Source organism: Streptomyces sp. CA-142005, from assembly GCF_050942335.1.
Classification (GTDB): Bacteria; Actinomycetota; Actinomycetes; order Streptomycetales; family Streptomycetaceae; genus Streptomyces.
The window spans coordinates 3,993,138-4,017,916 of sequence record NZ_CP192078.1 but is presented as its reverse complement, the minus strand read 5'-3'; the positions used below and the strand labels follow the sequence as shown (position 1 = coordinate 4,017,916).

At 71.2% G+C, this 24,779-nt stretch carries 20 protein-coding genes; 10 read left to right on the top strand and 10 right to left on the bottom strand.

What is annotated here, in order from left to right; all coding sequences use genetic code 11:
* Positions 1-93: 93 nt before the first annotated feature.
* Positions 94-696: a hypothetical protein gene (locus ACQPXS_RS18900; RefSeq protein ID WP_433450522.1), complete on the bottom strand. Its 603-nt coding sequence runs from the start codon at positions 694-696 to the stop codon at positions 94-96.
* 122 nt (positions 697-818) lie between these two features.
* On the opposite strand from ACQPXS_RS18900, the gene recD2 reads away from it, so the two are divergent.
* Together recD2 and ACQPXS_RS18890 are read left to right on the top strand one after the other, a co-directional pair.
* Positions 819-3,080: an SF1B family DNA helicase RecD2 gene (recD2, locus tag ACQPXS_RS18895; protein WP_351808487.1), complete on the top strand. Its 2,262-nt coding sequence runs from the start codon at positions 819-821 to the stop codon at positions 3,078-3,080.
* 240 nt (positions 3,081-3,320) lie between these two features.
* Complete coding sequence (locus ACQPXS_RS18890; RefSeq protein ID WP_356312487.1) at positions 3,321-4,610, top strand: citrate synthase; 1,290 nt, start codon at positions 3,321-3,323, stop codon at positions 4,608-4,610.
* 601 nt (positions 4,611-5,211) lie between these two features.
* Here ACQPXS_RS18890 and ACQPXS_RS18885 read toward each other — a convergent pair.
* From ACQPXS_RS18885 to ACQPXS_RS18870, 4 genes are all read right to left on the bottom strand, one after another.
* Positions 5,212-7,467 carry a heavy metal translocating P-type ATPase gene (locus tag ACQPXS_RS18885; protein WP_433450520.1) on the bottom strand — a complete coding sequence of 752 codons (2,256 nt, stop codon included), beginning with the start codon at positions 7,465-7,467 and terminating at the stop codon, positions 5,212-5,214.
* A gap of 91 nt (positions 7,468-7,558) precedes the next feature.
* Complete coding sequence (locus tag ACQPXS_RS18880) at positions 7,559-7,798, bottom strand: heavy-metal-associated domain-containing protein (protein WP_351808480.1); 240 nt, start codon at positions 7,796-7,798, stop codon at positions 7,559-7,561.
* 85 nt (positions 7,799-7,883) lie between these two features.
* Positions 7,884-8,822 carry a PrsW family intramembrane metalloprotease gene (locus ACQPXS_RS18875; protein ID WP_433450519.1) on the bottom strand — a complete coding sequence of 313 codons (939 nt, stop codon included), beginning with the start codon at positions 8,820-8,822 and terminating at the stop codon, positions 7,884-7,886.
* A 119-nt stretch (positions 8,823-8,941) separates the two neighbouring features.
* Positions 8,942-9,586 (bottom strand): TetR/AcrR family transcriptional regulator, encoded by a 645-nt coding sequence (locus ACQPXS_RS18870; RefSeq protein WP_351808474.1) that lies wholly within the window; start codon positions 9,584-9,586, stop codon positions 8,942-8,944.
* A 160-nt stretch (positions 9,587-9,746) separates the two neighbouring features.
* On the opposite strand from ACQPXS_RS18870, the gene ACQPXS_RS18865 reads away from it, so the two are divergent.
* On the top strand, positions 9,747-12,044 hold the full coding sequence (locus tag ACQPXS_RS18865; RefSeq protein WP_433450517.1) for an MMPL family transporter: 2,298 nt from the start codon (positions 9,747-9,749) through the stop codon (positions 12,042-12,044).
* A 47-nt stretch (positions 12,045-12,091) separates the two neighbouring features.
* Complete coding sequence (locus tag ACQPXS_RS18860; protein ID WP_433450516.1) at positions 12,092-13,135, top strand: zinc-dependent alcohol dehydrogenase family protein; 1,044 nt, start codon at positions 12,092-12,094, stop codon at positions 13,133-13,135.
* On the opposite strand, the gene ACQPXS_RS18855 is transcribed toward ACQPXS_RS18860, so the two are convergent.
* The 4 genes from ACQPXS_RS18855 to ACQPXS_RS18840 form a co-directional block, all read right to left on the bottom strand.
* Positions 13,116-13,694: a GNAT family N-acetyltransferase gene (locus ACQPXS_RS18855; RefSeq protein ID WP_433450515.1), complete on the bottom strand. Its 579-nt coding sequence runs from the start codon at positions 13,692-13,694 to the stop codon at positions 13,116-13,118. The two genes, ACQPXS_RS18860 and ACQPXS_RS18855, sit on opposite strands and share 20 nt — an antisense overlap.
* Positions 13,695-13,747: 53 nt before the next feature.
* A complete protein-coding gene (locus tag ACQPXS_RS18850) occupies positions 13,748-13,942 on the bottom strand; it encodes a helix-turn-helix transcriptional regulator (RefSeq protein ID WP_351808463.1) in 195 nt (64 codons plus the stop codon).
* A gap of 387 nt (positions 13,943-14,329) precedes the next feature.
* Positions 14,330-15,289 (bottom strand): helix-turn-helix domain-containing protein, encoded by a 960-nt coding sequence (locus ACQPXS_RS18845; protein ID WP_433450513.1) that lies wholly within the window; start codon positions 15,287-15,289, stop codon positions 14,330-14,332.
* 41 nt (positions 15,290-15,330) lie between these two features.
* Positions 15,331-16,248 (bottom strand): sugar phosphate isomerase/epimerase family protein, encoded by a 918-nt coding sequence (locus tag ACQPXS_RS18840; RefSeq protein WP_433450512.1) that lies wholly within the window; start codon positions 16,246-16,248, stop codon positions 15,331-15,333.
* 125 nt (positions 16,249-16,373) lie between these two features.
* On the opposite strand from ACQPXS_RS18840, the gene iolC reads away from it, so the two are divergent.
* The 6 genes from iolC to ACQPXS_RS18810 all read left to right on the top strand — a co-directional run bounded on the left by iolC (position 16,374) and on the right by ACQPXS_RS18810 (position 24,337).
* Complete coding sequence (gene iolC, locus ACQPXS_RS18835) at positions 16,374-17,324, top strand: 5-dehydro-2-deoxygluconokinase (protein ID WP_351808454.1); 951 nt, start codon at positions 16,374-16,376, stop codon at positions 17,322-17,324.
* Between the two features lie 65 nt (positions 17,325-17,389).
* Positions 17,390-18,268, top strand: coding sequence for a Cgl0159 family (beta/alpha)8-fold protein (locus ACQPXS_RS18830; RefSeq protein ID WP_351808766.1), 879 nt, complete (start codon positions 17,390-17,392; stop codon positions 18,266-18,268).
* Between the two features lie 7 nt (positions 18,269-18,275).
* Positions 18,276-19,100: a 5-deoxy-glucuronate isomerase gene (iolB, locus tag ACQPXS_RS18825; RefSeq protein ID WP_433450511.1), complete on the top strand. Its 825-nt coding sequence runs from the start codon at positions 18,276-18,278 to the stop codon at positions 19,098-19,100.
* The gene (iolD, locus tag ACQPXS_RS18820) at positions 19,097-20,974 is read left to right on the top strand and encodes a 3D-(3,5/4)-trihydroxycyclohexane-1,2-dione acylhydrolase (decyclizing) (RefSeq protein WP_433450509.1); all 1,878 of its coding nucleotides are present in this window, start codon (positions 19,097-19,099) and stop codon (positions 20,972-20,974) included. The genes iolB and iolD overlap by 4 nt, the downstream gene beginning before the upstream one ends.
* Before the next feature lie 16 nt (positions 20,975-20,990).
* Positions 20,991-22,493 (top strand): CoA-acylating methylmalonate-semialdehyde dehydrogenase, encoded by a 1,503-nt coding sequence (mmsA, locus tag ACQPXS_RS18815; protein ID WP_433450507.1) that lies wholly within the window; start codon positions 20,991-20,993, stop codon positions 22,491-22,493.
* Between the two features lie 380 nt (positions 22,494-22,873).
* Complete coding sequence (locus tag ACQPXS_RS18810) at positions 22,874-24,337, top strand: APC family permease (protein ID WP_433450506.1); 1,464 nt, start codon at positions 22,874-22,876, stop codon at positions 24,335-24,337.
* A 3-nt stretch (positions 24,338-24,340) separates the two neighbouring features.
* Here ACQPXS_RS18810 and ACQPXS_RS18805 read toward each other — a convergent pair whose 3' ends face one another.
* Entirely contained in the window at positions 24,341-24,751 is a 411-nt protein-coding gene (locus ACQPXS_RS18805) for a GNAT family N-acetyltransferase (RefSeq protein ID WP_433450504.1), read from the bottom strand.
* Between the last annotated feature and the right edge of the window lie 28 nt (positions 24,752-24,779).

Here is a 24,779-nt window from a genome sequence, read left to right as displayed (position 1 = left end):
TCCGTGCCCTGAGTGAGAGAAGGCGGCCACCTGGGGCCCCGGCGAAGCCAGTTGGAACACATCTGCCCATCGCGCCAGGACCTTTGCCCGTGCTCACTCCATGCGGAACAAGCCCGCCGGTCCTCGGCCCCCGGCCACCGCCGCCGTCGTGTAGTACGGCGAGGCACGCCACTTCTCGCGCCCCACGGCGGACAGGGCGGGCTTCCACAGATGGACGCCGTGCCGGCGCTCCCACCAGACAGCGGTCCGCCAGGTGTGGACGAGACCGAGGAGCAGCATCAGCTGAACGGTCAGGCCGAACAGGGGCAGGTGGATCAGAAAGACGCCGCACGCGGTCGTCAGGATGACGAAGACCGCCACACGGACACAGCCCCGCCGCAGCTGCCGTGTCCGCTCCCCGGCCTGCCCCGGCGCCGACAGGCCGTGGACCGCCACAGCGGAGCCGAACTCACGCAGCTGACGTGGCCGCGCCACCAGGAAGTTGACCGCCCACAGCAGTGTCTGGACGCCGAGTCCGACGATCTGCACACGCCCAGCGGTGCCGGAGAGCCGCAGATCGTCGACGGCGGTGAAGACCAGCACGTCCGCGGCCGCCCCCACCAGGACCCCCGTCAAGCCCTCCGCGAGCCCGGCGGCAACGATCCGCACGAGTGGTGGTGCACCGTCCACGACGGCACCGTCCTCCGCACCACCCACGACAGTCCCCCCTGGCCGACCGCACTACGCCCCACATCGAACCCGCCCCGCCCACCTCTGTCCAGCCCGTCCGGGGGCGCTCACCCCCACCCTCTGTCACACCCCACCGGTACCGTCGGATCATGGCTCAACAGGCGGGGACCCAGACGGGCGAACGGCGGCTCGCGACGCTGGAGGGCGTGCTCGAACGCATCACGTACGCCAATGAGGAGAACGGCTACACGGTCGCCCGGGTCGACACGGGAAGAGGCGGCGGTGACCTCCTCACGGTGGTCGGTGCGCTGCTCGGCGCCCAGGTCGGGGAGTCGCTGCGCATGGAGGGGCGCTGGGGCTCGCACCCCCAGTACGGCAAGCAGTTCCACGTCGAGAACTACACGACCGTCCTGCCCGCCACCGTCCAGGGCATCCGGCGTTACCTCGGGTCCGGCCTGGTCAAGGGCATCGGACCCGTCTTCGCCGACCGGATCACCCAGCACTTCGGGCTCGACACCCTCCGGATCATCGAGGAGGAGCCCAAGCGGCTCATCGAGGTGCCCGGTCTCGGTCCGAAGCGGACGAAGAAGATCGCCGACGCCTGGGAGGAGCAGAAGGCGATCAAGGAGGTCATGCTCTTCCTGCAGACAGTCGAGGTGTCCACGTCCATCGCCGTGCGGATCTACAAGAAGTACGGCGACGCGTCGATCTCCGTCGTCAAGAACCACCCCTACCGCCTCGCCGCCGACGTCTGGGGCATCGGCTTCCTCACCGCCGACAAGATCGCCCAGTCCGTCGGCATCCCGCACGACAGCCCGGAGCGGGTGAAGGCCGGGCTGCAGTACGCCCTGTCCCAGTCCGCCGACCAGGGGCACTGCTTCCTGCCGGAGGAGCGGCTGATCTCCGACGCGGTGAAGCTGCTCGCCGTCGACACCGGGCTTGTCATCGAGTGCCTCGCCGAGCTGGCCGAACCCACGGAGGACGGCGGTGACCCGGGTGTCGTACGGGAGAAGGTCCCCGGTCCCGACGGCGGCGACGACTCCGAACCCGTCACGGCCGTCTATCTGGTCCCCTTCCACCGGGCGGAGCTCTCCCTCTCCGCCCAGCTCCTCCGTCTCCTGCGCACGGACCAGGACCGCATGCCCGGCTTCCGGAGCGTCGACTGGGGCAAGGCCCTCGACTGGCTGAAAGGCCGTACCGGCGCCGACCTCGCCCCGGAGCAGGAGGCCGCCGTGAAGCTGGCGCTCACCGAGAAGGTCGCCGTCCTCACCGGCGGTCCCGGCTGCGGCAAGTCCTTCACCGTCCGCTCGATCGTGGAGCTGGCCCGGGCCAAGCGCGCCAAGGTGCTGCTCGCGGCCCCCACCGGGCGGGCCGCCAAGCGGCTGTCCGAGCTGACCGGTGCCGAGGCCTCCACCGTCCACCGGCTGCTGGAGCTGAAGCCGGGCGGCGATGCCGCCTACGACCGGGACCGGCCGCTCGACGCGGACCTCGTGGTCGTCGACGAGGCCTCCATGCTGGACCTGCTGCTCGCCAACAAGCTGGTCAAGGCCGTGCCACCCGGTGCGCACCTGCTCTTCGTCGGGGACGTGGACCAGCTGCCCAGCGTCGGCGCCGGCGAAGTCCTCCGCGACCTGCTCGCCGACGGCAGCCCCCTTCCCGCCGTCCGGCTCACCCGGGTCTTCCGGCAGGCCCAGCAGTCCGGTGTCGTCACCAACGCGCACCGGATCAACGCCGGGCAGCATCCGCTCACCGACGGGATGAAGGACTTCTTCCTCTTCGTCGAGGACGACACGGAGGAGGCCGGCCGGCTCACCGTGGACGTGGCCGCCCGTCGAATTCCGGCCAAGTTCGGGCTCGACCCGCGCCGGGACGTCCAGGTTCTGGCCCCCATGCACCGGGGCCCGGCCGGTGCCGGCGTGCTGAACGGCCTGCTCCAGCAGGCCGTCACCCCCGGCCGGCCCGACCTGCCCGAGAAGCGGTTCGGCGGCCGGGTCTTCCGCGTCGGCGACAAGGTCACCCAGATTCGCAACAATTACGAGAAAGGGAAGAACGGTGTCTTCAACGGCACCGTGGGTGTCGTCACCTCGCTCGACCCGGTCGACCAGCGGCTCACGGTGCTGACGGACGAGGACGAGGAGGTTCCGTACGAATTCGACGAACTGGACGAACTGGCACACGCGTACGCGGTCACCATCCATCGTTCGCAGGGAAGTGAATATCCCGCGGTGGTGATCCCCGTCACCACGGGGGCATGGATGATGCTCCAGCGGAACCTGCTGTACACGGCGGTGACACGGGCGAAGCGACTGGTCGTCCTCGTCGGTTCACGCAAGGCGATCGGACAGGCGGTGCGCACGGTGTCGGCGGGCCGGCGCTGTACGGCACTGGACTTCAGACTTCGCGGCTGCTGACCGCCCCTGACCAGGGGGTGCCGGACGGGATCACAAAAAATGATCGATCAAACGAGTCGTGAAGGTCACAGAGCACTTCCAGATGCCGTGCGGAGGGGGCAGGATGAGCAGGTTGGCGGCACTGAGTGCCGCCAATAGGCCCAATGGTCGACCCCGAGTGCACTCTCCTGAGCCAAATGGGGGATGGTAGAGACAGTCAGGGCACCTCGAAGATGAGGCACTACGTCGGTGAGGGAAGACGTGAGCGACAACTCTGTAGTACTGCGGTACGGCGACGGCGAGTACACCTACCCGGTGGTCGACAGCACCGTCGGCGACAAGGGCTTCGACATCGGGAAGCTCCGCGCCCAGACCGGTCTGGTGACCCTGGACAGCGGATACGGCAACACGGCCGCCTATAAATCCGCCATCACCTACCTCGACGGCGAGGCGGGCATCCTCCGCTACCGCGGCTACCCCATCGAGCAGCTGGCCGAGCGCTCCACCTTCCTCGAGGTGGCGTACCTGCTGATCAACGGCGAGCTGCCCACCGTCGACGAGCTCTCGACGTTCAAGAACGACATCACGCGGCACACCCTGCTGCACGAGGACGTCAAGAACTTCTACAAGGGCTTCCCGCGCGACGCCCACCCGATGGCCATGCTGTCCTCGGTCGTGTCGGCGCTGTCCACCTTCTACCAGGACAGCCACAACCCGTTCGACGAGAAGCAGCGCGACCTCTCCACGATCCGGCTGCTCGCGAAGCTGCCGACGATCGCGGCGTACGCGTACAAGAAGTCGATCGGCCACCCGTTCGTCTACCCGCGCAACGACCTCGGCTACGTCGAGAACTTCCTGCGGATGACCTTCTCGGTCCCGGCGCAGGAGTTCGAGCTGGACCCGGTCGTCGTCGCCGCGCTGGACAAGCTGCTGATCCTGCACGCCGACCACGAGCAGAACTGCTCGACCTCGACGGTCCGCCTGGTCGGTTCCTCGCAGGCCAACATGTTCGCGTCGATCTCGGCCGGCATCAGCGCGCTGTGGGGCCCGCTGCACGGCGGTGCCAACCAGTCCGTGCTGGAGATGCTCGAGGGCATCCGCGACTCCGGCTCCGACGTCGACACCTTCATCCGCAAGGTGAAGAACAAGGAGGACGGCGTCCGTCTGATGGGCTTCGGCCACCGGGTCTACAAGAACTTCGACCCGCGCGCCAAGATCATCAAGGCCGCCGCGCACGACGTGCTCTCCGCGCTGGGCAAGGAGGACGAGCTCCTCGACATCGCCCTGAAGCTGGAGGAGCACGCGCTGTCCGACGACTACTTCGTCGAGCGCAAGCTGTACCCGAACGTCGACTTCTACACCGGTCTGATCTACCGGGCCATGGGCTTCCCGACCGAGATGTTCACGGTCCTGTTCGCCCTCGGCCGCCTGCCGGGCTGGATCGCCCAGTGGACCGAGATGATCAAGGAGCCGGGCTCCCGCATCGGTCGCCCGCGCCAGATCTACACGGGCGTGGAGCTGCGCGACTTCGTGCCGGTCGAGGAGCGCTGAGCGCACCGAGTGACAGGGCCTGCCCGGGCGGCGGGCCCTGAATCGGTGCCGACAAGCGAAGAAAAGCGGAAGGCGCCCTGAGACGCCGGTCCCCCCACGGGCCGACGACCAGGGCGCCTTCCCATGTCCCGGTGCGGATTCCCCCCACGGGATCCGGCCGGGCGCTCGGAGAGGACAGCGCCTGAATCGCTGTCTTCGAGCAGAACGAGCAAAACCCGTCCTGCTCCAGTGACGCGCTGCGATCTGCCGGGACAACGCACGCTGGGAGGGCCGCTCAAAGCTTCCCGGCGCACGTGCCCCGGCAACGCATCTCTGAGGAAGTCCCCCAAGACATCCCCAGATGCCAGTCAGCGCCCCCCAAGACGCTGTGCTGACATCGCCAACTTAGACCTTCGAACCCCTTCGATGGTTACGTTCGCGTCACTGTGATCTGCGTCTCTTGCATATGTCCCTAAGGTGCGCAAGAGCCCCGATACGACGATCGGAGCCCAAGCGTAAGGAAGATGCGCGAGCCTTGTGAAGAGCTTATGTGAGGCTCGCGCCGGACTCCAGGGGGTCTCTCACTTCGGTCACCCCGAACCGCCGGTAACCCCACGGGACTTCAGCGGAAGCGGCGCAGCCGCAGGCTGTTGGTCACGACGAAGACGGAGGAGAAGGCCATCGCCGCACCGGCGATCATCGGGTTGAGCAGCCCGGCCGCGGCCAGTGGCAGCGCGGCCACGTTGTAGCCGAAGGCCCACACCAGGTTCCCCTTGATGGTGGCCAGCGTCCGCCGGGACAGCCGGATGGCGTCGGCCGCGACCCGCAGATCGCCGCGGACGAGGGTCAGGTCGCCGGCCTCGATCGCCGCGTCCGTGCCGGTGCCCATGGCGAGGCCCAGGTCGGCGGTGGCCAGCGCGGCCGCGTCGTTCACGCCGTCGCCGACCATCGCCACGGCCCGCCCCTCGCGCTGCAGCCGTCGTACGACGTCCACCTTGTCCTCGGGGAGCACCTCGGCGAACACGTCCCCGGGGTCGATGCCGACGCTGTTCGCGACCGCCTCGGCGACCGTGCGGTTGTCCCCGGTGAGCAGCACCGGCCTCAGGCCCAGCGCGCGCAGCTCGCGTACCGCGTCGGCGCTGGTCTCCTTGATCGCGTCGGCGACGGCGAGGACCCCGCGGGGCCGCCCGTCCCAGCCGGCCACGACGGCCGTACGGCCCTCCTGCTCGGCCTGGTGTGCCGCGCGGACCAGCTCCCGGGGCAGCTCGTCGTACAGGCGTCCCACGGCGACCTCGCGACCGTCCACGCGCCCGCGCACACCCCGCCCGGGGACGTTCTCGAAGTGCTCGACCGGGGGCAGTGCGCCGGCGCGTTCCTCCGCGCCGGCGGCGATCGCGCGGGCGACGGGGTGCTCGGAGGCGTGCTCCAGGGCGCCGGCGAGCCGCAGCAGCTCCTTCTCGTCCTCGCCGTCGGCGACGTGCACCGCCTGGAGGGTCATCCGGCCGGTGGTGACGGTGCCGGTCTTGTCGAGGACGACCGTGTCGACGCGGCGGGTGGACTCCAGTACCTCGGGACCCTTGATGAGGATGCCGAGCTGGGCGCCGCGCCCGGTGCCGACCATCAGCGCGGTCGGCGTGGCGAGGCCCAGCGCGCAGGGGCAGGCGATGATCAGTACGGCGACGGCGGCGGTGAACGCCGCGACCGTGTCCCCGGTGACGCCCAGCCAGGCGCCGAAGGTGCCGACCGCGATGAGGATGACGGCGGGCACGAACACCGCGGAGATGCGGTCGGCGAGCCGCTGCACCTCGGCCTTGCCGTTCTGCGCGTCCTCCACCAGCTTCGCCATGCGGGCGAGCCGGGTGTCGGCGCCGACCCGGGTCGCCTCGACGACGAGCCGCCCGCCCGCGTTGACCGTGGCGCCGGTGACCCGGTCGCCGGGGCCGACGTCCACCGGCACCGACTCGCCGGTCAGCATGGACGCGTCGACGGCGGAGACGCCCTCGACCACCGTGCCGTCGGTGGCGATCTTCTCGCCGGGCCGTACGACGAACCGGTCGCCGACGGCCAGGTCCGCCGCCGGAACCCGCACCTCACGGCCGTCCCGCAGTACGGCCACGTCCTTGGCGCCCAGCTCCATCAGCGCCCGCAGCGCCGCGCCGGCGCGGCGCTTGGAGCGGGCCTCCAGATAGCGGCCGAACAGGATCAGCGCGACGACTCCGGCGGCGACCTCCAGGTAGAGGGTGGAGGCGCCGTCCATCCGGGAGACGGTGAGGCGGAACTCGTCGTGCATGCCGGGCATGCCCGCGTCGCCGAAGAACAGGGCCCACAGCGACCAGCCGAACGCGGCCAGCGTGCCGACCGAGACCAGGGTGTCCATGGTGGCGGCGCCGTGCCGGAGGTTGGTCCAGGCGGCCCGGTGGAAGGGCCATCCGCCCCAGACGACGACCGGCGCGGCGAGCGTCAGGGAGAGCCACTGCCAGTTGTCGAACTGCAGCGCCGGGACCATCGCGAGCAGCACCACGGGCGCGGCGAGCAGCGCGGAGACGAGCAGGCGGTGCCGCAGGGCACCGAGTTCGGGGTCCTGCGCGGGGGGCCGAGGGGCCGCCGTCCCGGGTTCGGGCTCGGGCGGCGCGGGCTCCTCGGCGGTGTAGCCGGTCTTCTCCACGGTGGCGATCAGGTCGGCGACCTCGACGCCCGCGCCGTACGTGACCTTCGCCTTCTCGGTGGCGAAGTTGACGGTGGCGCTGACGCCTTCCATCCGGTTGAGCTTCCTCTCCACCCGGGCGGCGCAGGAGGCGCAGGTCATCCCGCCGATGAGCAGCTCCACGGCGGCGGTCTCGCCAGCGGTTATGGCTGTCTCTGCGGTGGTGCTGGTCATGTCCGGACTCCAGGCATCGGACCGGACCGTGCGGATCCAGTATCAGCTGGTCGGCACGGCCCGGTCGGGGAACGGGGGAGTGGAGGGACGTTCAGGCCCTGCCGGCCAGCTCGAAGCCGGCCTCGTCGACGGCGGCGCGCACGGCCTCGTCGTCCAGCGGGGCCTCGGAGACCACGGTCACCTCGCCGGTGGACGCGACGGCCTTCACCGAGCTGACGCCCGGGAGCTGCGAGATCTCGCCGGAGACGCTGCCCTCGCAGTGGCCACAGCTCATGCCGGTCACCTTGTAGACGGTGGTGACGGAGCCCGGGGTGTCGGTTTGGGCGGTCATGTCGTTACTCCTCGTCGAGGCGTGTGGGGCCGGTGGGGTCCGCGAGGGAACCCCACTCTCCCGACACTATACCCCTAGGGGGTACTCACCAAGAGGGGTCCCGGCGTGCCAGTGACCGCACCCAGCCGATCCCGGCCAGGGCCACCAGCGTCAGCCCGCCGATCGAGAACAGTGTGAACAGGTGCTGCTGCCCGGCGCTCGGCCGGACGAGGTAACCCGGTTCGAACAACCGTGTCTCCGGTCCGATGCCGGTCAGCCGGGCGACCACCCAGAGCGCGATGCCGTGCGTGGAGTCCCACAGTGCGTGCAGCAGGGACACGGCCAGGCAGGTGCCCACGACCGGCGCGGAGATGCGGACGCGTCCGTCCAGGCGGCGCCGGGACAGCAGTACGCCGCCCGCGATCGCGGTCCACAGTCCGTGCCCGAAGGGCGCGAGCAGCCCGCGCGGGATCTCCGTCTCCAGCAGGGCGCGCAGATCGACGCCCTCGGTGGAGGCGGCGGCGTTGAAGGCGTACCCGGCGCTCTCCAGGGCGGCGAAGCCGAAGCCGACCGCCGCGCCGAGCACCAGCCCGGCGCGCAGCCCGCGGACGGCCGGCTGCCGGCGCAGCGCGAACACCAGCGCCCCGAGCTTGGCGGCCTCCTCGATCAGGTCGGCCTCGACGAACATCCCCGGCGAGGGGCGCTGCAGATAGGACTGCGTCAGCGAGGTGCCGAGCACGCCGAGTGCCCCGCCGGCCAGGAAACACCCGAGGATCGCGCTGACGCCCAGGTCGCGGCCGTGCCGCTCGTACGCCCACAGCACGAAGGCGACCGGTACGAGAAAGCTGCCGAGCAGGATCAGCGTCGGCAGCAGCATGCTGAGCCGCGTCTCGTACGTGACCCATGCGGTCAGCCCCCACAGGGCGAGCCCCCCGCCCAGGCAGCGCCGCCACAGGCCCGCGGCGATGCGAGGGTACGGCGGTGGCGGCTGTGGGGGGCCGGGAATGCGGGCCTTGGGCGTGCCGGGAGGCGGGGAGTGGCTCACGGGGGTCCCCTCGGACAGCGGCTGGGCGATTTATCCGCACTCTAGGCAGATGCGCCGGGGGCCGCAGTCCGGGTGGACTGGTGGGAGCACGGGGATGGCCGACGCCCGGGCGCCCCGGATCAGCCGCGGCCGAGGCGGTCGCCCACGAGCGGATGCAGGTAGCGGACCAGGACGTCCTTGATCTCCTGGACGTAGGCAGCGCGCTCGGGGCCCTCGTGGGCGAGGACCAGTTCCAGGCCGGACTTGTAGACGCCGAGGCAGACGTGCGCCGTGCGGGTGACGTCGGCCGGGGTGGCGCCGGGCATGAGGGAGGCGAGCAGGTCCTCGATCCGGCCGATGAGCGTGGTGTGCAGCTGGTCGTGCGTCTCGGCCATCCGGCCGGGGATGTCGGGGCCGTGCATCAGCGCGAAGAAGACCGGGTGCTCGGTGTTGAAGGCCATGAACCGGTCGATGGCCGAGCCGATGGCCTCCTCCAGCGGGGTGGCGGGGTCCACGGGGGCCAGCGCCTCGCCGTAGGTCTCCCGCATCTCGTGGACGAGCCGGTCGCCCAGCTCGATCGCGATCGCCTCCTTGTTGGGGAAGAACTGGTAGAGCGTGCCCGGCGAGACGCCCGCCTCGCGGGCGATGGCGTTGGTGCTGGCGGCGGTGTAGCCGGTGGTGCAGAAGACCCGCGCGGCGGCTTCGAGCAGTTGGGCGATACGGCGCTCCCCGCGGGCCTGCCGGCGGCGCGGCTGCTCCTTCTGTGTCTGCGGGTTGTCGGGCACGCGTGATCCCCAGCTCTCCGGACGTGATTGACAAACGCGAGTGGTCGCTCGCATTCTGGAGAAACGCGAGCGATCTCTCGTGTTTGCCAGTCTATGGCAATGACCGACCCATGCCGCCTGCCCGCACAGACATGGGTCACGGTGAAGGGGACACCGCAAGATGACCGAAGTCAACACGCCGCCGCGGGCGGAGGGGGCGCCCGGGGGTGCACCGGAAGGGGCCCCCGAGCGGACGCCGCGCCGACCCGGCCGCTACACCCGCCTCGTCACCGCCCGCCCACGCCTGTCGCTCCTGGTGGCCCTGGTGCTCACCGCCCTGGCCGTGCTGGCGGGCAGCGGCGTGGCGGACCGGCTCGGCAGCGGCGGCTGGGAGGACCCGGCCGCCGAGTCGACGTACGCCACCAAGGCCCTGGAGCGCGAGTTCCCCGACTCCCAGCCGAACCTGCTGCTCCTGGTCGACTCGGGCCGCGCCTCGGTCGACGATCCGCAGGTCGCCGCCGAGGCCCGCGATCTGGCCGGCCGGCTGGCGGATGAGAAGGGTGTGACCGGCGTCGGCTCCTACTGGCAGAGCGGATCACCGGCCCTGCGCGCCAAGGACGGCCACGAGGCGCTGATCGCCGCCCGCATCACCGGCGACGACAATGCGATGGGCAGGACGCTCGACCGCATCGCCCCGCACTTCAGGGGCGCGCACGGCCCGGTCCAGGTGAAGCTCGGCGGTATCGTCGCGGTCCGGCACGAGATGCAGACGATCATCAAGGAGGACCTGGCGCGTGCCGAGATGATCGCCCTGCCGATCACGCTGGTGCTGCTGGTGATGGTCTTCGGCAGCGCCATCGCCGCGCTGCTGCCGCTCGGCATCGGCATCGTCGCCATCCTCGGCACCAACGCCGTCCTGCGCGGTCTGACGGCCTTCACCGACGTCTCCGTCTTCGCGCTCAACCTCACCACGGCCCTCGGCCTCGGCCTGGCCATCGACTACGCCCTGTTCATCGTCCGCCGCTTCCGCGAGGAACTGTCCACGGGCGCCACCCCGTCGACGGCGGTCGGCACGACCCTGCGCACCGCCGGCCGCACGGTCCTGTTCTCCGCCCTCACGGTGGCGGTGTCCCTGGCCGCCATGATGGTCTTCCCGCAGTACTTCCTGCGGTCCTTCGCCTACGCGGGCATCGCCGTGGTCCTGCTCGCCGCGGCCGCCGCCCTGATCCTGCTCCCGGCCGCACTGGTCCTGCTCGGCCACCGGGTCAACTCCCTGGACCTACGGCGTCTGTTCCGCCGACGCCGCGACCCGAAGCGCGCCGAGGCCGCCACCGGAACGACCGGGACCACCTGGGCCCGAGCCGCCGGCCTGGTGATGCGCAGGGCTCCGCTCTTCGCGCTGGGCACCACCGTCCTCCTGGTCACCCTCGGACTGCCCTTCCTCGGGGTGAAGTTCGGCACCGCCGACGACCGCCAGCTGCCCTCGACCGCCGAGTCCCATGTGGTGCAGGAGCACATTCGCGAGGGCTTCCCGGGCAGCCCCGGCGGCGGTCTGGAGGTCCTCGCCGAGGGCAGGGCCGGCGCCGCCCAGTACGCCTCCTACAAGCAGCAGGTGGCCGCCCTGCCCGAGGTGGCCCGCGTCGACGGCCCGCTGATCGAGGGCGATGCCGCCTACTTCACCGTGCAGCCGAAGGGCGAGGCCGTCGACGACCCGGCCCAGCGCCTGGTCGGCGACATTCGCGCACTGCACACGCCGTTCGACACCAAGGTGACCGGCACGGCCGCCGTCCTCGTCGACACCAAGCACGCGATAGCCCAGCGCCTGCCCTGGGCCGCCGCGTTCATCGCCGTCGTCACGCTCCTCCTGGTCTTCCTGCTCACCGGAAGCGTGCTGATACCCGTGCAGGCCGTGGTGCTCAACGCCCTCAGCCTGACCGCGATGTTCGGTGCCGTGGTCTGGGTCTTCCAGGACGGCCACCTCTCCGGCGCGCTCGGCTTCACCAGCTCCGGATCCATCGAGACCACCCTGCCCGTGCTGATGTTCTGCGTGGCCTTCGGGCTCTCCATGGACTACGGCGTGTTCCTGCTCTCCCGCATCAAGGAGGAGTACGACCGCACGGGCGACCACGACGCGGCGGTGCGGCACGGACTCCAGCGCACCGGCGGGCTGATCACCGCGGCGGCGGTCATCCTGGCGGTGGTGATGGTCGCCATCGGCACCTCGCGGGTGACCAACACCAAGATGCTCGGCCTGGGTATCGCGCTCGCGGTGCTGATGGACGCGATGGTGGTCCGGAGCCTGCTGGTACCGGCGATCATGCGCCTGACGGGCAGGGCCACCTGGTGGGCGCCGGCGCCCTTGCGCCGCCTCCACGAACGGTTCGGTCTGAGCGAGGGCGAGCACCCGGCGCCCCCCAAGGGGCGCGACCGGCCGCAGACGGCCCGCAGCCGTCGAACGGCGGCTCCCGCCGAGCGCTAGCGTTCGGCAGGAAACAGTGGCGTGGACGCGGCGAAGGTGAGGCAAGGATGCGCGCGGTGGTGTTCGAGCGGTTCGGCGAGCCGGCGGAGGTGCGGAGCGTCCCCGATCCGCAGCCCGCGGAGCACGGAGTCGTCGTACGGGTCGAGGCGACCGGCCTGTGCCGCAGCGACTGGCACGGCTGGATGGGTCACGACCCCGACATCACGCTGCCGCACGTGCCCGGGCACGAACTCGCCGGTGTGGTCGAGTCGGTGGGCTCCCGGGTGACCGGGTGGCGGCCCGGCGACCGGGTCACCGTGCCGTTCGTCTGCGCCTGCGGCACCTGCCCGTCCTGCGCGGCGGGCGACCAGCAGGTGTGCGAACGCCAGACCCAGCCCGGCTTCCACCACTGGGGCTCCTTCGCCGAGTACGTCGCCCTCGACCACGCCGAGGTCAACCTGGTCGCGATCCCGGACGACATGGCGTACGCCACCGCCGCCTCCCTCGGCTGCCGTTTCGCCACCGCCTTCCGCGCGGTGGTGCAGCAGGGCCGGGTGGCGGCGGGGGAGTGGGTCGCGGTGCACGGCTGCGGCGGGGTGGGCCTGTCGGCGGTGATGATCGCGGCGGCGTCGGGGGCGCGCGTCATCGCCGTCGACGTGTCAGCCGAGGCCCTCGACCTCGCGCGGAAGTTCGGTGCCGCGCAGTGCCTGGACGCCACCGGCACGCCGGACACGGCCGCCGCCGTCCGCGAGCTGACCGACGGCGGCGCCCATCTCTCCCTGGACGCCCTCGGCTCGCCCGCCACCTGCGCCGCTTCCGTGAACGGGCTGCGCCGCCGTGGCCGGCACGTCCAGGTGGGGCTGCTGCCCTCGGCCGACGGCACCACCCCCGTCCCGCTGGCCCGTGCCATCGCCCTGGAGCTCGAACTCCTCGGCAGCCACGGCATGGCCGCCCACACCTACCCCGAGATGCTCCGTCTGGTCCGCTCCGGCGCCCTGCGCCCCGACCTTCTGGTGACGTCCGCCATCACCCTCGCCGCCGCACCGGCCGCCCTCGCGGCGATGGGTTCGGCACCGGGGGCCGGGGTGACGGTCATCGAGCCGTGGGGCTGAGGGCGTCGGAGCCGAGGGCGGCCCACTCCCGGTCCAGGATCGACATGATCACCTCGTCGGCCCACTCGCCGTCCCGCCGCTGTACTTCACGCCGCACGCCCTCGACCACGAATCCGGCCTTCTCGTAGACCCGCCGGGCCCGCGCGTTGTGGCCGTAGACCTCCAACTGGATGCGGTGCAGCCCGAGTTGCCCGAAGCCGTGGCCGACGATCAGCCGGGTCGCCTCGGTGCCGATCCCGCGACCGCGGCCCCGGGGGCCGATGAGCGTGCGGAAGGTGCAGCTTGCGGCGGCCGGGTCGTACTCGTGCAGGACGACCTCGCCCAGGAGTTCGCCGGTCTCGGGGTCCGTGACGGCCAGGTCGAGACGGTCGGGCGCGGTGGCCCGGGATCCGTACCAGGACCGCACCCGTTCCAGGGTGAGTTCGGTGGACGGCTCGTAGGTGAAGCGGCGGACCTCGGGGTCGGCGATGATCTCCCACATGACGTCGGCATCGGCCTCGGTGAAGGGCCGCAGGACCGTCTTCCGGCCGGCCGGCGTGGGTTTGACGGAGAAGCTCATGGGGTGACTGTGCCTCACGTGGCAGGTGAGGCACAGCCGATTTCCGGTGGCGGTCACTTACGGCTGCGGTTGCCCGGCCGGGAGGCGACCCAGGCGCGGACGGTGTCGGCGTACCAGTAGGGCTTGCCGCTCTCCACATGGTCGGGCGGGGGCAGCAGCCCGTGCTTGCGATAGGACCGTACGGTGTCCGGCTGCACGTTGATGTGCGCCGCGATCTCCTTGTAGGACCAGAGCCTTCGGTCGGTCATGAGTTGCACCTCCCTGCGCGCGCCACAGCGGCGACCGGGACGGCCGTCGGGGGAGCCGGGCGCTGCGCTGGCGATCACCAGCCTGCGACCGGTGAACGACGCACGGTGACCAGGGGACAGCGCCTGTCGAGACGGTGTGACCCAGAATCCGCGTACACGCGACATGTGTGACACAGAGGGGGCGTTTGTGACACAGCTGCCGCAAAGGCGTACGCCGGGGCGTCGGCGCGGCGCGTTGATCGTGTGCCGATCCGGGGCGACGAACCGGGCGGTCCAGGGCCGGTGGAACCGGGTCGCGAGGACGGGCCGGGTCCGCTGCGTCGGACCCGGCCCGCCGGCTTCCCCGCCCTCTCCGGCGGCCGCTTCACCCAGGGGTTCTCTCCTGGATCAGTCCCCCTGGCCGCCGGAGGCCCCCGCTTCCCCCGGGAGCCCGCCGGCCGGATGATCAGCGTGCCCGGCCCCGCTCGCACGCGTCTTGGAAAAAAGCGCACCCCGGCCGGAGGCGAGGAGCAGGCTGGTGGCCTCGCCCGCCAGCCGGTCGGTCACGGCGTTCCCCGCCGGAAGCCGCCGGGCCGCCAGGAACTCCCCGGGAGTGCAGCCCGTCATGGCCTTGAACTCGCCGCTGAAATGCGCCTGGTCGTAGTACCCGCACACCGCCGCGGTCTCCGCCTGCCCGTGCCCCGCAGCCAGCAGCCGCCGCGCCCGCTGCAGCCGCAGCACCCGTGCCGCCGCCTTCGGGGGCAGACCGATCTGTTCCCGGAAGCGGTTCTCCAGGTGCCGTACGCTCCAGCCCACCTCGTCGGCCAGCTTGGCCACCGGAATCACACCGGCACTGCGCCGCAGCACCGACCAGGCGTGCACCACACGCTCGGAGACGGGCGCAGCCACCCGGAACCGCTCCAGCAACACCCGGTCCAGCAGCGCGAACCGCTCGGGCCAGCCGGGCAACGCGGCCAGGGCCCCGGCCAGTTGAGCGAGGTCCGGGTCCAGCTGGTCCGGGCCGAGCGACCGGTTGGCGAGTTCGTACTGCTCCGTGCCGAACAGGCCGAACGCGGCCCAGGGTTCCAGCAGCACCTCGATCCCCGAGATCCGTCCCCCGTGCTCGCCCAGGGCCGGGACGGTGGTCAGCCCGTTGACCACGGACACCAGCGACACCGGGGGCCGGCCGGCCCGGGAGATGCGCACCGGCTGCTCGAACCCCAGCAGCAAGGTGGCCGCCCCGATCGGCGCCTCCAGCCGGCGGCGCGGCCGGTCGAGGTGCACCCGGACGCCGCGATAGCTGATCACGCCGGGCCGCAACGCCGGATGGGGCCAGGCAGGCACGGTCTCCCAGGACACGCCGCCCATGCTACGAGCGGCGACCGCAACCCCCTAGCCGGCAGGCGCCCCTACACCCCACAGGACCGCAGAAAGGCCCGAGTCCGCCGAGCGATCGGCAGCGGCGCGTCCGGCGGACAGGGGTACATGTCCTGCTCGACGATCGCGAACAGATCCACCCCCAGCCGCTGCGCCGCCTCCAGTACGGGCCCCAACTCCGGCACCCCGCCGGGCGGTTCGCACATCACACCCCGCGCCACCGCCGGCCCGAACGGAGTCCCCTCGGCCCGTACGTCCGCCAGGACCCGCGGGTCCACCTGCTTGAGGTGCAGGTACCCGATCCGCTCCCCGTACGTCTCGATCAGCCGCACGCTGTCCCCGCCGCAGTACGCGTAGTGCCCGGTGTCCAGGCACAGCGACACCAGGTCGGAGTCCGTGCCGTCGAGGAAACGGCTGACGTTCTCCTCGCTGTCGATGTGGGTGTCGGCATGCGGGTGGACGACGATCGTCAGCCCGTACCGCTCGCGCACCTCACGCCCCAGCCGCTCGGTCAGCGAGGTCAGGTTCCGCCACTGCTCGGCGGTCAGCGTGTCCGGCTCCAGCACCTCGCCCGTCTTGTCGTCCCGCCAGAAGGACGGGATGACGACGAGATGCCGGGCGCCCATCGCCTGGGTCAGCGCCGCGATGTCCGACACGTGCGCCCATGTCTTGTCCCACACGGACTCACCGTGGTGCAGGCCCGTGAAGACCGTGCCGGCCGACACCTTCAGGCCGCGCCGCGCGGTCTCCTCCGCGAGCACCGCGGGATCGCTGGGGAGGTAGCCGTAGGGGCCGAGCTCGATCCACTCGTAGCCGGAGTCGGCCACCTCGTCGAGGAAGCGCTTCCAGGGCACCTGGCGCGGGTCGTCGGGGAACCACACGCCCCAGGAGTCGGGCGCCGATCCGATCCGGATACGGGACAGTGAGGAGGAGGGTGACAGCGGCGTCATGGGCGTCAGCCTGCGGGTGTCCGGAAAGCGATGTCAAGAGCTGGTCCGAATGTCTGGACAAAACATTGACAGGGTTCGCCGTACGGGACTAGAAAGCCGGGGAGAGTCATGACGAAGGGAAGCCGATGGCCTACGACCTGATCACCATGGGGCGGATCGGAGTGGACCTCTACCCGCTGCAGACCGGCGTCCCGCTCGCCCAGGTGTCGTCCTTCGGCAAGTTCCTCGGCGGGTCGGCGACGAACGTCGCGGTCGCCGCGGCCCGGCTCGGCCGGCACACCGCCGTGATCACCCGCACGGGCGACGACCCGTTCGGCGTGTATCTGCACGAGGCGCTGCGCGGCTTCGGCGTCGACGACCGCTGGGTCACCCCGGTCCAGGGGCTGCCGACCCCGGTCACCTTCTGCGAGGTCTTCCCGCCGGACGACTTCCCGCTGTACTTCTACCGGCAGCCCAAGGCGCCCGACCTGGAGATCGACGCCCATGAGCTCGATCTCGACGCGATCCGCGCCGCCCGTATCTTCTGGATGACCGGCACCGGCCTGAGCGAGGAGCCCAGCCGAACGGCCACCCTCGCGGCCCTCGCCCACCGGGCCAAGGCGGGCACCACCGTCTTCGATCTGGACTGGCGGCCCATGTTCTGGAAGGACCCGGACGCGGCCCGCCCCTTCTACGCCGAGGCCCTGCGCCACACCACGGTCGCCGTCGGCAACCTGGACGAGGTGGAGATCGCCACCGGCGTACGCGATCCGCATGCGGCCGCCCGCGCGCTGCTCGACGCCGGGGTCGAGATCGCCGTCGTCAAACAGGGGCCCAAGGGTGTCCTCGCGGTCGGCTCTTCGGGTGAGTCCGCCGAGGTGCCGCCCCTGCCCGTCACCGTCCTCAACGGCCTCGGCGCCGGAGACGCCTTCGGCGGCTCCCTGTGCCACGGCCTGCTCGAAGGCTGGGACCTGGAGACGATCATGCGGCACGCCAACGCGGCCGGCGCCATCGTCGCCTCCCGCCTGGAGTGCTCCTCCGCGATGCCCACCCCGGACGAGGTGGCCGCCGCGCTCGACGCCGGAGCGGTGCTGTGAGGGCGGGCCGGGTCGCGGGCACGCACACCGAGGGCGGGGACGCCGGCCGGCGCCCCCGTGTCGACGTGGCCGAACTCGTCCGCGTCCGCACCCACCACCCCGAGGCGATCGCCGAGGCCGCCACCCGCCGCGCCCGCAGGCCGCTCCTCAACGAGAACGGCAGGCTGATGATCGTCGCCGCCGACCACCCCGCCCGGGGCGCCCTCGGCGTCGGCGACCGCAGGCTCGCCATGGCCAACCGCGCCGACCTGTTGGAACGGCTGTGCCTGGCGCTGTCCCGGCCCGGCGTCGACGGCGTCCTCGCCACCGCCGACATCCTGGACGACCTGCTCCTGCTCGGCGCCCTCGACCACAAGGTGGTCATGGGCTCCATGAACCGGGGCGGACTGCAGGGCGCCAGCTTCGAACTGGACGACCGCTTCACCGGCCACCGCCCCGAGGACCTCCAGCGGCTCGGCTTCGACGCGGGCAAGCTGCTGCTGCGCATCGACTACGACGATCCCGGCTCGCTGACCACCCTGGAGTCCACCGCCCGCGCCATCGACGACATGGCCGCGCGCCGGCTGCCGGTGTTCGTCGAGCCGTTCATCAGCCACCGCACCCCCGAGGGCAAGGTGAGGAACGACCTGTCCGCCGAGGCGGTCACCCGGTCCATCGCCATCGCCTCCGGCCTCGGCGGCTCCTCCGCCTACACCTGGCTGAAGGTGCCCGTCACCGACAACCCCGACGACATGGCCCGGGTCATGGAGACCTCCACCCTGCCGGCCGTGCTGCTCGGCGGCGACATCGGCGACTCGCCCGAGGACCAGGTCGCCGCCTACGAGAAGTGGCGCGGCGCGCTGCAACTCCCCACCGTGCGCGGCCTGGTGGTCGGCCGCTCGCTGCTGTACCCGGCGGACGGCGATGTGGCCGCCGCCGTGGACACCGCCGTAGGACTGCTGTGAGGGCCGCATGACCAGCACCGATCTGCATCTGCCCGGGGGCGCCACCGCGAACGCCCAGTACGCCGTCGACATCGACCCCAAGTTGGCCGGCTGGACACACAGCAGCCTGCGCGTGGTCGAACTGGCGCCCGGCGGCAGCCATACGTTCACCACCGGGGACAGCGAGTGGATCGTGCTTCCGCTGGAAGGCGGATGTACCGTGCGAATCGCGGAGAACGAGTTCCAACTCTCGGGCCGGGAGAGCGTGTTCGCGGACGTCTCCGACTTCGCGTACGTTCCCCGGGACGCCCGGGTCCAGATCGCCTCCGGCGCGGGAGGCCGCTTCGCCCTGGCAGGAGCGAAGTGCGAGCGACGACTCCCCGCCCGCTACGGCCCCGCGCCGGAGGTCCCCGTCGAGGAGCGCGGCAGCGGCACCTGCGCCCGCCGGGTGCGCAACTTCGCCTCCGCGGACTCCTTCGACTGCGACAGGCTGATCGCCGTCGAGGTGATCACCCCCGGCGGCAACTGGTCGTCGTACCCGCCGCACAAGCACGACGAGCACCGGCCGGGCGAGGAGTCCGAGCTGGAGGAGATCTACTACTTCGAGATCGACGGCCCGAACGGACTGGGCTACCAGCGCGTGTTCCCCTCGCGTGAGGGCGGCTCGGACGTCCTCGCCGAGGTCCGCTCCGGCGACGCCGTCCTCGTCCCCGACGGCTGGCACGGCCCGTCCATCGCCCAGCCCGGGCACGACATGTACTACCTGAACGTCATGGCGGGACCGGGCGAGACCCGGGAGTGGCGGATCTGCTTCCACCCGGATCACGTAGAGAGCACAGGGGGATACCGATGACCATCCGACTGACCGTCGCGCAGGCGCTGGTCCGTTTCCTCGCCGCCCAGTACACCGAACGCGACGGCGCACGGCAGCGGCTGATCGGCGCCACCTGGGGGATCTTCGGGCACGGCAATGTCGCCGGGCTCGGCCAGGCGCTGGTCGAGTACGCCGACGTCATGCCGTACCACCAGGGCCGCAACGAACAGTCCATGGTGCACGCCGCCGTCGGCTACGCCCGCCAGTCGAACCGCCTGTCCACGCACGCGGTGACGACGTCGATCGGCCCCGGTGCCACCAACCTGGTCACCGGCGCCGCCCTCGCGACCATCAACCACCTCCCGGTCCTGCTCCTGCCCGGTGACGTCTTCGCCGCCCGCCCCGCCGACCCGGTCCTGCAGCAGCTGGAGGTGCCGTACGCCGGCGATGTGTCGGTCAACGACACCCTGCGCCCGGTGTCGAAGTACTTCGACCGCGTCACCCGCCCGGAAGCCCTGATCCCGAGCGCCCTGCAGGCCATGCGGGTCCTCACCGACCCCGTGGAGACCGGCGCGGTCACCCTCGCGCTGCCGCAGGACGTGCAGGCCGAGGCCTTCGACTGGCCGGAGGAGTTCTTCTCGACGCGCGTGTGGACGGTACGACGGCCGGGCGCGGACCCGACCGAGCTGGCCGAGGCGGTCCGGGCGATCCGGGAGGCCCGCAGGCCGCTGGTCATCGCGGGCGGCGGAGTCCACCACAGCCGTGCCGAGCTGGCGCTCGCCGAGTTCGCGGCGGCGACCCGCATCCCGGTCGCCTCCACCCAGGCCGGCAAGGGCTCCCTGCGCTACGACCACCCGCAGGACGTCGGCGGGGTCGGCCACACCGGCACCGCGACCGCCGACGAGCTGGCCCGCACCGCCGACCTGGTGATCGGCGTCGGCACCCGGTACACCGACTTCACCACCGCCTCCGGCACCCTCTTCGAGAACCCGGACGTCCGCTTCCTCAACCTCAACATCGCGCCGTACGACGGTCACAAGCTGTCCGGGCTCCCGCTGGTCGCCGACGCCCGCAGCGGACTGGGCGAGCTGACCGAGGCACTGGTGATGCACGGGCACAAGGTGGCGGAGTCGTACGTCACCGAGTACACCGAGGACAAGGAGCGCTGGGAGCAGCGCGTCGACGCCTGCTTCGAGGCCGAGGAGATCGACGTGCGGCCCACCCAGCCGCAGGTCATCGGCGCGTTGGACGCCCTGGTGGACGAGTCGGACGTCATCATCAACGCGGCCGGTTCGCTCCCCGGCGACCTGCACAAGCTGTGGCGGGCGCGGTCGGTGGACCAGTACCACCTGGAGTACGGCTACTCCTGCATGGGCTACGAGATCCCGGCGGCGCTCGGCGTGAAGCTGGCCGCACCGGAGCGGAACGTGTGGGCGCTGGTCGGCGACGGCACGTATCTGATGATGCCGACGGAGATCGTGACGGCCGTGCAGGAGGGCGTCGCGATCAAGATCCTGCTGGTGCAGAACCACGGGTACGCGTCCATCGGCGGGCTCTCGGAGTCGGTCGGCGGCGAGCGGTTCGGCACCGCCTACCGGTTCCAGGCCGGGGACGGCACGTTCACCGGCGCCCCGCTGCCGGTCGACCTCGCCGCCAACGCGGCCAGCCTGGGCATGCGGGTGCTGCGCGCGAAGACCGTACGCGACCTGCGCGAGGCGCTCGCCGAGGCGCGCGCCGCCGACACTCCCACATGTGTCTACGTGGAGACCGAAACGTCCGACACTGTGTCGGGCGCGCCTCCGGCGCAGGCCTGGTGGGATGTTCCTGTGGCCGAGACCGCGACCCGACCGTCCGCGGTCAAGGCACGAGAGCTGTACGAACGGCACGTCTCGACCCGACGCCGCCATCTGTAATAAGGAGTCTCTGGGCATGACGAAGATCGTCAACCACTGGATCGGCGGGAAGACCGTCGAAGGCGCGTCGGGCACGTACGGGCCGGTCACCGACCCGGCGACCGGCGCGGTCACCACCAAGGTCGCGTTCGCGTCGGTGGAGGAGGTGGACTCGGCCGTCGCGGCGGCCAAGGACGCCTTCACCACCTGGGGCCATTCCTCCCTGGCCCAGCGCACGACCATCCTCTTCCGGTTCCGTGCGCTGCTCGACGCCCACCGCGACGAGATCGCCGAGCTGATCACCGCCGAGCACGGCAAGGTGCACTCCGATGCGCTCGGCGAGGTCGCGCGCGGCCTGGAGATCGTCGACCTCGCGTGCGGCATCAGCGTCCAGCTGAAGGGCGAGCTGTCCACGCAGGTCGCGAGCCGCGTCGACGTCTCCTCGATCCGCCAGCCGCTCGGTGTCGTCGCCGGCATCACGCCGTTCAACTTCCCGGCGATGGTCCCGATGTGGATGTTCCCGATCGCCATCGCGTGCGGCAACACGTTCGTGCTGAAGCCGTCCGAGAAGGACCCGTCGGCGTCGATCCGGATCGCCGAGCTGCTGGCCGAGGCCGGCCTGCCGGACGGCGTCTTCAACGTCGTCCACGGCGACAAGGTGGCCGTCGACCGCCTGCTGGAGCACCCGGACGTCAAGGCCGTCTCCTTCGTCGGCTCCACCCCGATCGCCCGCTACATCCACACCACGGCCTCCGCCCACGGCAAGCGGGTGCAGGCCCTGGGCGGTGCCAAGAACCACATGCTGGTGCTGCCGGACGCCGACCTGGACGCGGCCGCCGACGCGGCGGTCTCGGCGGCCTACGGCTCCGCCGGCGAGCGCTGCATGGCCATCTCGGCGGTCGTCGCCGTGGGCTCGATCGGCGACACGCTGGTGGAGAAGATCCGCGAGCGCGCCGAGAAGATCAAGATCGGTCCCGGCAACGACCCGGCCTCCGAGATGGGCCCGCTGATCACCGCCGCCCACCGCGACAAGGTGGCGTCGTACGTCTCCGGCGCCGCGGCCGAGGGCGCCGAGGTGGTGCTCGACGGCACCGGCTACACCGTCGAGGGCTTCGAGGACGGCCACTGGATCGGCATCTCGCTGCTGGACAAGGTGCCGACGAGCGCCAAGGCCTACCAGGACGAGATCTTCGGCCCGGTGCTGTGCGTGCTGCGCGTCGACACCTACGACGAGGGCGTGGCGCTCATCAACGCCTCGCCGTTCGGCAACGGCACCGCGATCTTCACCCGGGACGGCGGCGCGGCCCGCCGCTTCCAGCTGGAGATCGAGGCGGGCATGGTCGGCGTGAACGTGCCGATCCCGGTGCCGGTGGGCTACCACTCCTTCGGCGGCTGGAAGGACTCGCTCTTCGGCGACCACCACATCTACGGCAACGACGGCACGCACTTCTACACCCGCGGCAAGGTCGTCACCACCCGCTGGCCCGACCCGGCCGACGCCCCGGCGGGCGTGGACCTGGGCTTCCCACGCAACCACTGAGCCGTAGCAAGAACCCCCTCGTCAGGCCGTCCGGATTCCGGACGGCCTGACATTTTTTTGACACCTTCGCTGCGGTTCCCGTTTCTGCCGGACGAAACGGATGTCAAAGGGGTTTCGCGCTATTCACCTTGGAAAGCAAGGTCACATTCGCCAAGAGCTTGATGGATGCCTCTATAGAGCTTCGCGGCCTGGGAATGTGATGTGACGTAAGGCCTTCCGCAAGTGCGGATTCCGAAGGTAAACGGCCATTGACGTGGTGGTTTTCGTCGGGGTTCCCTAAGCGGGCCGGGAGCGGACGAGACGAACGTACGACGATCCGCCGGAGGCGATAGCGCTCCCGTGCCCCACCCTCAGCCGCTCAAGTCGATCGGAACCGCCGCATGACCGACACGCTCCCGCAGTCCGTGGCCGACACCGCCCCCGCCCACTCACCGGGCCTGAAGCGGTCCATCGGTGTCGTCGGCGGCACCCTGCTGACGCTGTCCTGCGTCACACCCGCCTCCACGCTCTTCGTGATCGTGCCGGACCTGTTCTCCAGTCTGGGCACGGCGACGGCGCTGTGCATCGCCATCGGCGCGCTCCTGTGTATCCCCGTGGCCTTCTGCTACTCGGAGCTCGGCACCCTCGTCCCCAGCGCGGGCGGCGAGTACGCCATCGTCTCCACCCTCGCCGGACGGCTCGCCGGCTGGCTGGCCTTCGTGATGTCGCTGCTCGTCGTGATGATCGTCCCTCCGGTCATCGCCATGGGCACCGCCGACTACCTCGCCCCGATCGTCCACCTCGACCCGTCCATGACGGGCGCCGGCGTGATGCTCGCGGCCACCCTCGCCGGTCTGCTGGACCTGCGCGCCAACGCCTGGATCACCGGCATCTTCCTGGTCCTGGAGGTCGTCGCCGCCGGGCTCGTCGCCCTCCTCGGCTTCACCCACTCCCACCGCGGTGCGGGCAGCCTCGTGAGCTCCCTGCAGGTGGCCGGCGAGCACAGCCACGTCAACGCGGTCACGGCCACGATGGTCCTCTCCGGGCTGGCCATCGCCCTCTTCGCCACCCAGGGCTTCTCCACCGCCATCTACCTCTCCGAGGAGCTGGAGAACCCGCGCCGCAGCGTCGCCCGCACCGTCCTCGCCACCCTCACCATCTCCAGCGTCGTCATCCTGGTGCCGGTCGTGGCGATCACCCTCGGCGCCGGCGACCTGAAGACGCTGACCGGCGGCGACATCTCCAGCATGGTCATCGCCTGGAGCAACTCGGCCGTCGGCACCTTCGTCAGCCTGTGCGTCGCCCTCGCGATCATCAACGCGGGCATCGTCATGGTCATCCAGAACTCCCGCGTCCTGTTCGCCTCCGCCCGCGACAAGGCCTGGCCCTCCCCGGTCAACAACGCCCTCGCCAAGCTCGGCCGGTTCGGCTCCCCCTGGGTCGCCACCCTCGTCGTCGGCGTCCCCGGTGCCTTCCTCTGCTTCGTCAACCTGGACACGCTCTACGGCGTCACCGGCGTCGCCGTCACCGGCCTGTACCTGCTGGTCGCGATCGCCGCGCTGCTCGCCCGGCGCGGCGCCCACGGCGGCAGGAAGGCGTGGCGGATGCCGCTGTGGCCGGCGATGCCGGTCCTGCTGATCGCCGTCCTCGTCTACATCCTGGTCGAGCAGGACCCGTCGTACCTGTGGTGGACCGGCGGCATCACCGCCGTCGCCACCCTCTACTGGGCCTTCTACCTCCGCCCGCGCCGCGAGACCCGCTGGGTGGTGTCCCTCCCGGAGGACGTCCGGCTCACCGAGGAGCAGGCCGCGGAGGGCCTGCAGGCCGCGACGGCCGCGCCGCTCGCCGAGGGCGCCCAGGCCTGACGCTCAGGCGAAGGCCCACGTCAGCACCGTGCACGTCCCGTCCTCCTTGCCGCCCGCACTGCGATAGGCGGCAAGGGCGACGTCGTTCCCGGCGTCCACCCCGACCCACATGCCGTAGCAGCCCCGCTCCCCGGCCAGCGCGGCCAGCCGCTCCACCAGCGCCCGCCCGATGCCCCGGCGCCGGTACGGCTCGGCGACCGCCAGCTCGTACAGGAACATCTCGGTGCCCTTGTCGGGGTGGACCGTCTCGACCCCGGTGACGAAGCCGACCGGCCCACCGTCGGCGTACGCCAGCAGCAGATGGTGCCCGGCGGTGGTGAGGAAACGCTCCGCCCACTCCGGACGCACCGGGTTGTCGAACAGGTGCCCGGCGGCGGCGACCTCGGCGGCGCTGGTGGCCCTGCGGATCTCCATGGCTCTTCGTACCACGGCTGGTGTACGC

Excerpts from the sequence above, each read along its gene's own strand:
- ACQPXS_RS18880 (WP_351808480.1), bottom strand. The coding sequence starts at position 7,798 with ATGACCGCCCAAACCGACACCCCGGGCTCCGTCACCACCGTCTACAAG.
- ACQPXS_RS18845 (WP_433450513.1), bottom strand. The coding sequence starts at position 15,289 with ATGGGCGGCGTGTCCTGGGAGACCGTGCCTGCCTGGCCCCATCCGGCG.
- iolB (WP_433450511.1), top strand. The coding sequence starts at position 18,276 with ATGACCAGCACCGATCTGCATCTGCCCGGGGGCGCCACCGCGAACGCC.
- ACQPXS_RS18850 (WP_351808463.1), bottom strand. The coding sequence starts at position 13,942 with ATGACCGACCGAAGGCTCTGGTCCTACAAGGAGATCGCGGCGCACATC.
- ACQPXS_RS18865 (WP_433450517.1), top strand. The coding sequence starts at position 9,747 with ATGACCGAAGTCAACACGCCGCCGCGGGCGGAGGGGGCGCCCGGGGGT.
- mmsA (WP_433450507.1), top strand. The coding sequence starts at position 20,991 with ATGACGAAGATCGTCAACCACTGGATCGGCGGGAAGACCGTCGAAGGC.
- iolC (WP_351808454.1), top strand. The coding sequence starts at position 16,374 with ATGGCCTACGACCTGATCACCATGGGGCGGATCGGAGTGGACCTCTAC.
- ACQPXS_RS18885 (WP_433450520.1), bottom strand. The coding sequence starts at position 7,467 with ATGACCAGCACCACCGCAGAGACAGCCATAACCGCTGGCGAGACCGCC.
- iolD (WP_433450509.1), top strand. The coding sequence starts at position 19,097 with ATGACCATCCGACTGACCGTCGCGCAGGCGCTGGTCCGTTTCCTCGCC.
- ACQPXS_RS18840 (WP_433450512.1), bottom strand. The coding sequence starts at position 16,248 with ATGACGCCGCTGTCACCCTCCTCCTCACTGTCCCGTATCCGGATCGGA.
- ACQPXS_RS18810 (WP_433450506.1), top strand. The coding sequence starts at position 22,874 with ATGACCGACACGCTCCCGCAGTCCGTGGCCGACACCGCCCCCGCCCAC.
- ACQPXS_RS18860 (WP_433450516.1), top strand. The coding sequence starts at position 12,092 with ATGCGCGCGGTGGTGTTCGAGCGGTTCGGCGAGCCGGCGGAGGTGCGG.
- recD2 (WP_351808487.1), top strand. The coding sequence starts at position 819 with ATGGCTCAACAGGCGGGGACCCAGACGGGCGAACGGCGGCTCGCGACG.
- ACQPXS_RS18855 (WP_433450515.1), bottom strand. The coding sequence starts at position 13,694 with ATGAGCTTCTCCGTCAAACCCACGCCGGCCGGCCGGAAGACGGTCCTG.
- ACQPXS_RS18805 (WP_433450504.1), bottom strand. The coding sequence starts at position 24,751 with ATGGAGATCCGCAGGGCCACCAGCGCCGCCGAGGTCGCCGCCGCCGGG.